Origin of the sequence: Zhongshania sp. (assembly GCF_041623545.1) — a bacterium.
Classification (GTDB): Bacteria; Pseudomonadota; Gammaproteobacteria; order Pseudomonadales; family Spongiibacteraceae; genus Spongiibacter.
Genome location: NZ_JBFJWS010000207.1, coordinates 1 through 5,632, shown reverse-complemented (window position 1 = coordinate 5,632; position 5,632 = coordinate 1). Strand labels below are relative to the sequence as shown.

Sequence of the window (5,632 nt, the reverse complement as noted above, 5' to 3'; positions counted from 1 at the left end):
TTCCCACGTCGGGGTTGCCGTGCCATCGACCGCAAGAAACTCCTGCCCCGCGACGATGCCTGCGCGGGCAGCAAGGGATCCCGGCTCAACTTTCGCAACGATTGGCGCAACGCCAGTGACGCCGTTTAAAAAGATCACCCAGTAGACAAGCACGGCCAAGACGATATTGGCCAATGGGCCCGCCGCCGCAATGGCGATTCGCGACTTAGGGGTCGCGCGATTGAAAGCTTGGCTTTGCAACTCCGTTGGCACTGGCGCTTCACGCTCATCCAACATTTTAACGTAGCCGCCGAGCGGAATACCGGCAACAACGTATTCGGTGCCACTGCGGTCAGTCCACTTCAATAGCGGTTTACCAAAACCAACGGAAAAGCGAAGTACCTTGACACCGCAGCGCCGTGCCACCCAAAAATGACCAAATTCGTGCACGGCAACTAATATTGCCAAGGTTGCGATCGTGACGAAAATTGTTTGCAAAATATCTAGCACGCCTGTCGTCCCTTATCTGAGCCCTTAAGCAGCCTTCTTAAAAAGCATTTCATTATATTACGTACTGGGCCTGAGTTTTAGCGCTAATAATATCGCTCGCTAGTAAACGCGCTTCGGAATCCGCAGATTGGACATCACGCAAGGACTGGGGTTCACCAATACTTGTCTGCGCCATCACATCTGCGATCACTTTAGCGATATCAACAAAAGCCAATTCGCCATCGAGAAAGGCAGCAACGGCGATCTCATTTGCGGCATTTAATACCGCTGGCGCAGTACCGCCACGTATTGCAGCCTCACGCGCCAACCGTAAACAGGGGAAACGGTCCTCGTCCGGCGCCTCAAAGTCGAGACGCGCTTGGCTAATAATATCCAGACTCGACACCCCGGAGTAAATCCGCTCAGGCCATGCAAGTGCATGCGCTATCGGCGTGCGCATATCGGGATTACCCAACTGCGCCAAAACCGAGCCATCTACATATTCCACCATCGAGTGAATCACACTTTGAGGATGGACAATAATTTCAATAGTTGCGGGATCTGTATGAAACAACCAGCAGGCCTCGATTAACTCTAAGCCCTTGTTCATCATAGTGGCGGAGTCAACGGAAATTTTACGCCCCATAGACCAATTGGGGTGAGCGCACGCTTGATCTGGCGTAACCTTGGCTAATTCAGCAATAGGCGTCGCGCGAAATGGGCCACCTGAGCCAGTCAATAAAATCCGCTTTACACCCTGCGCTTTTATGCCTTCGTCAGCAGCCAAGGGTAAACATTGAAAAATGGCGTTATGCTCGCTGTCGATCGGCAATAAAATTGCGCCGCTCTTAGCGACGGCGTCCATAAACAGCTGACCAGCCATCACCAGCGACTCTTTGTTGGCTAGTAATACCTTTTTACCCGCCTCGACTGCCGCCAAGGTTGGCAGCAAGCCTGCAGCGCCAACAATAGCTGCCATGGTAATGTCGGCAGCAGCTGCTACGGCACACAAACCCTTCTCGCCACTGAGCACCTCAGTCGCACAGCCAGCGTCAGCAAGACGCTTAGCAAACTTCGCGGCCAAGCCCTCATCCCGCAAAACTGCAAATTGGGGTTTAAATTCAATAACTTGGGAAAATAAGTCGTCGGAGCTGGTATTTGCCGTTAACGCGTAAACTGCATAGCGGTCAGGATGCCGCGCGAGCACGTCAAGGGTGCTAACACCTATTGAGCCAGTCGAACCCAATACTGTGACTGACTGCATTACACCCACCCTGTCGCAATCAAACCAAGCGCAAACACCGGCGACGCCGCTGTAATACTGTCGATACGATCCATAATACCGCCATGGCCCGGTAGTAAATTGCCGCTATCCTTGATGCCACGATGTCGCTTAATCATGCTTTCCAGCAAATCACCCAATACCGAAGCTAGGCCCGTCACAACAGCAAGACAAATAGCCGCGACCAAACCAATAGGCATGCCCTCCGGCCATATTTTCCACAGGACGAGCATTAGCGAGACACAGCTCGCCAAACCACCCCAAAACCCCGCCCAGGATTTACCTGGGCTCACTGCCGGTGCTAATTTGGCCTTGCCAAACGCCCGCCCAGTAAAATAAGCGCCAACATCGGCAGCCACGACCAGACCAATCACGACAAGTATCAGGTAGACACCTTCAGGCAGGCTGCGTAAGTAGCTCAGCGCCAACCAAGCTGGCGCCAAAACAACCAAACCCATTGCACCCCGTGCACCCCTCGAGCCCCACAAACCTGAGCTAAGTGGGTAAGCCTTAACCCAAAGCAAGGCAATAGCCCACCACAGGCAAGCAGCAATAAATACTTCGCGAAGTACACCGAAGTTTTGCTCCCCATACAATCCTGACTGCCAAGCCAGCAATAACATTACCAGCCCACAAACGAGGACATATACACTGCGGCTGAGGCGACTAACGAAGCCACTTAAATTAGCCCACTCCCATGCTGCCATTAGCACCGCGAGACCAAACAATCCCGACAATGCTGACACTGACAAATAGGCCAAGGCCGCGAAAAGCGCTAAAACGATCAGCACCGCAGTAATGATCCGCTGCTTTAGCATAATTTGACTCCCTTATTCAGCGGCGGCCGCGTCATTTTCTTCATCTCGACCTCCGAAACGTCGATCTCGCTGGGCGTAGGCCAATAAAGCGCGATCTAATTCAGTGGCGTTGAAATCCGGCCAAAAACAATCAGTAAAATACAGTTCGCTATAAGCAAGCTGCCACAACAGGAAATTACTGATGCGCTGCTCACCCGCCGTGCGTATGCAAAGATCGGGCTTGGGAACGTCCGCCAATGACATATTCTGGTCAAACAGCTCAACACTAAAATCGGCCGGCAATAACTCACCTGCCTGAACTTTCTCGGCGAGACTTTTCGCCGCAGTAACAATATCCCACTGGCCGCCGTAATCGACCGCGATCACGAGCTGAGTGTCGCGATTAAACCGCGTCAACTGCTCACTGTAATCCATTTGTTTCTGCAGGCTTGCCGAGAACTGATCGCGCTTGCCAATAAACCGCATGCGCACACCGTCGGCGTGAAGCTGTTTGGTTTCGGAATCCAAGTAGCTCGAAAACAAACGCATCAAAGCCTGTACTTCCAAGCTCGGCCGCTGCCAATTCTCACTTGAAAAGGCAAACAAGGTCACGACCTCGACGCCGCGCTCGCGAGTCAATTTAAGTAATGGTCGAATAACTTCAACACCGGCACGATGGCCAGCAGAAGACTTCAAACCCTGACGTTTGGCCCAACGATTGTTGCCATCCATAATGATGGCAACATGACGAGGAATACTTGGGGATGCGGCTGGCCGCGTAGCTACTGCCATGACAAGAGTTTACGCCGCTTAGATAACCATCAGGTCAGTTTCTTTGGCCGCAAGCGCCTTGTCTACTTCCGCAATGTAGTGGTCAGTAATTTTTTGCACTTCGTCCTGTGCACGACGCTCATCGTCTTCGCTAATTTCTTTTTCTTTTAGCAAATCTTTGATGTCTGAAAGCACGTCACGGCGGGCATTGCGAATCGATACCCGAGCGCTCTCGGCTTCATGACGCGCAGTTTTGATATACCCCTTGCGGGTTTCCTCAGTCAACATCGCCATAGGAATACGAATCACGCTTCCAGCCGTACTTGGATTTAAGCCCAAGTCTGACTTCATTAACGCCTTTTCGACATCGGGAACAATATTTTTTTCCCACGGTGTAACAGTGAGCGTACGCGCGTCTTCTATACCAATATTCGCTACCTGAGACAGTGGCGTATCAGTACCGTAATACGACACCCGCACGCCATCTAAAAGGCTCGGGTGAGCACGGCCGGTGCGGATTTTATTAAAATTACTACCTAGGGCCTCAATGGCCTTTGCCATACGTACTTTGGCATCTTCTTTCAGTTCATCAATCACGCTTTCTTCTCCTCGCGCTGTGTGGCGGCCACAAGCGTTCCCTCTTCACCACCGACAACTATATTCAAAAGTGCACCCTGCTGCTCCATCGCAAATACGCGCAAGGGCATATTGTGATCACGACACAAACATATAGCAGTAAGATCCATTACCTCGAGCTTTTTATCCAACACCTCATCATAACTGAGGAAATCGTATTTAACCGCATCGGGGTCACGCATTGGATCAGCACTGTAGACACCATCTACCTTGGTGGCTTTAAGCACCAAGTCAGCATCCATTTCAATACCTCGTAAACACGCAGCGGAATCCGTAGTAAAAAACGGATTCCCCGTACCGGCAGCAAAAATCACCACCTCACCACGGGTCAAGGCTCGAATTGCTTTACGGCGATCATAGTGATCAACCACGCCACTCATCGGAATAGCCGACATAACAGAGGATTTTATATTACTACGCTCCAGCGCATCACGCAGCGCTAAAGCATTCATGACTGTCGCTAGCATACCCATATGGTCGCCGGTCACTCTGTCGAGCCCCGCCGTCTGCAGCGCTGCGCCGCGGAACAAATTACCGCCACCCACCACCAGACCAACCTGTACACCAATCCCGACTAACTGCCCTACTTCCAGCGCCATGCGGTCCAAGACCTTGGGGTCAATTCCAAACCCCAGACTCCCCATCAGAGCCTCGCCACTTAACTTCAGAAGTATGCGCTTGTATTTCTTATCCCGGCTTACGCTAGACATTTTTTATCCCACCACATTTCACGATATTTTTAAGATTTGTATATCGCCTATAGTAAATCGGGGCCCGTAGGCCCCGTTTACTGAGTGGCTTAGCCTTTCAGCTGAGCAGCCACCTCGGCGGCAAAATCCACTTCTTCCTTCTCAATGCCTTCACCCACTTCAAAGCGGACAAAAGACTGTATATCAGCGCTGCTGTTTTTCAGCAACTTGCCTACTGTTACTTCAGGGTCTTTAACAAAAGCCTGATCAACCAGTGAGCTCTCTGATAGGAATTTACGAATACGGCCGTCGATCATTTTTTCAATAATTTCAGCCGGCTTGCCGCTTTCTGCCGCTTGAGCAGTGAAAATTTCACGTTCTTTGGCAATTTCTTCCGCAGGCATATCTTCTGCTTTAGCAACACGGGGGTTTACCGCAGCAACGTGCATAGCCACATCGCGAGCTAACTCAGCGTCACCGCCTTTTAATGCAACCAATACCGCAATACGGTTATTGGAGTGCACATAGCTATCAACCACGCCATCTTCAGCAGTTACCACTAGCGCGCGACGCACACCAATGTTCTCACCGATTTTCTGAACCAGTGCCTCACGAGCAGATTCCAACTCACCAGCCATCAGCGCAGCGATATCAGTCTCTTTAGTGGCAAACACTTTATCAGTAACCAATGCTGCAAAAGCCTGGAAACCTGGCTCACGAGCAGCGAAATCTGTCTCGCTATTCACTTCTACTACTACACCATAGCTACCATCTTCGGCAACTTTAGTAGTAACAACACCGTCAGCTGCAGTACGACCAGCTTTTTTAGCCGCCTTCATGCCGCTTGATTTACGCAGCTCTTCAATCGCCAGCTCGATATCGCCATTCGCTTCATTAAGTGCTTTTTTACACTCCATCATGCCAAGGCCAGTGCGATCGCGTAATTCTTTAACCATTGATGCTGATACAGCCATCCTAAAATCCTCATA

At 51.0% G+C, this 5,632-nt stretch carries 7 protein-coding genes; all 7 read right to left on the bottom strand.

Annotated elements, in window-relative coordinates:
* The coding region (gene rseP, locus ABYT30_RS14590; protein WP_373097264.1) for an RIP metalloprotease RseP at positions 1-489 on the bottom strand (489 nt) is incomplete at its 3' end.
* Positions 490-541: 52 nt separating this feature from the next.
* Positions 542-1,732: a 1-deoxy-D-xylulose-5-phosphate reductoisomerase gene (ispC, locus tag ABYT30_RS14585; RefSeq protein ID WP_373083399.1), complete on the bottom strand. Its 1,191-nt coding sequence runs from the start codon at positions 1,730-1,732 to the stop codon at positions 542-544.
* A complete protein-coding gene (locus ABYT30_RS14580; protein ID WP_373097261.1) occupies positions 1,732-2,568 on the bottom strand; it encodes a phosphatidate cytidylyltransferase in 837 nt (278 codons plus the stop codon). The genes ispC and ABYT30_RS14580 overlap by 1 nt, the downstream gene beginning before the upstream one ends.
* A gap of 12 nt (positions 2,569-2,580) precedes the next feature.
* On the bottom strand, positions 2,581-3,339 hold the full coding sequence (gene uppS / locus ABYT30_RS14575) for a polyprenyl diphosphate synthase (RefSeq protein ID WP_373083397.1): 759 nt from the start codon (positions 3,337-3,339) through the stop codon (positions 2,581-2,583).
* Between the two features lie 18 nt (positions 3,340-3,357).
* Entirely contained in the window at positions 3,358-3,879 is a 522-nt protein-coding gene (gene frr, locus ABYT30_RS14570) for a ribosome recycling factor (protein WP_373083402.1), read from the bottom strand.
* Between the two features lie 32 nt (positions 3,880-3,911).
* Complete coding sequence (pyrH, locus tag ABYT30_RS14565; protein ID WP_373083395.1) at positions 3,912-4,664, bottom strand: UMP kinase; 753 nt, start codon at positions 4,662-4,664, stop codon at positions 3,912-3,914.
* 89 nt (positions 4,665-4,753) lie between these two features.
* Positions 4,754-5,617 (bottom strand): translation elongation factor Ts, encoded by an 864-nt coding sequence (gene tsf, locus ABYT30_RS14560; RefSeq protein WP_373083394.1) that lies wholly within the window; start codon positions 5,615-5,617, stop codon positions 4,754-4,756.
* Positions 5,618-5,632 lie beyond the last annotated feature (15 nt).

Excerpts from the sequence above, each read along its gene's own strand:
- frr (WP_373083402.1), bottom strand. The coding sequence starts at position 3,879 with ATGGCAAAGGCCATTGAGGCCCTAGGTAGTAATTTTAATAAAATCCGC.
- ABYT30_RS14580 (WP_373097261.1), bottom strand. The coding sequence starts at position 2,568 with ATGCTAAAGCAGCGGATCATTACTGCGGTGCTGATCGTTTTAGCGCTT.
- ispC (WP_373083399.1), bottom strand. The coding sequence starts at position 1,732 with ATGCAGTCAGTCACAGTATTGGGTTCGACTGGCTCAATAGGTGTTAGC.
- tsf (WP_373083394.1), bottom strand. The coding sequence starts at position 5,617 with ATGGCTGTATCAGCATCAATGGTTAAAGAATTACGCGATCGCACTGGC.
- uppS (WP_373083397.1), bottom strand. The coding sequence starts at position 3,339 with ATGGCAGTAGCTACGCGGCCAGCCGCATCCCCAAGTATTCCTCGTCAT.
- pyrH (WP_373083395.1), bottom strand. The coding sequence starts at position 4,664 with ATGTCTAGCGTAAGCCGGGATAAGAAATACAAGCGCATACTTCTGAAG.